Annotated in this window: 1 protein-coding gene; it reads right to left on the bottom strand. The window is 61.8% G+C overall.

Annotation, left to right across the window (positions count from 1 at the left end; translation table 11 throughout):
* Positions 1 to 45: 45 nt before the first annotated feature.
* Positions 46 to 254, bottom strand: a 209-nt coding sequence (locus AC0L20_RS41390) for a fimbrial protein (protein WP_473295893.1), incomplete at its 5' end; no start/stop codon positions are given.

The raw sequence follows: 254 nt of genomic DNA, 5'->3' as shown, positions 1-254 counted from the left end.
GCCAGGGCGTGCAGGCCCAGACCAGTTTGACCATTCGCGCAGTGATCATCGCGCCCCCGCCTTGCGGGTCGCCAGTGAACCGCTGTCAAACGATGCCCCTGTGCCCTTGAGTTCCAGGGTCAACGCGTTGCTGAACGGGGCGCTGCAGGTGACGGTATACGGTACGTCGCGACGGTAATTGACTCCGTCGACCCGTGATGTCAGCAGATCATTGCCAAACGGCACATCGAGCGTGCTGCCACCGTTGATGACAC

This window comes from Bradyrhizobium sp. Kon58 (assembly GCF_055807455.1).
This window is presented reverse-complemented; position numbering and strand designations above follow the sequence as displayed.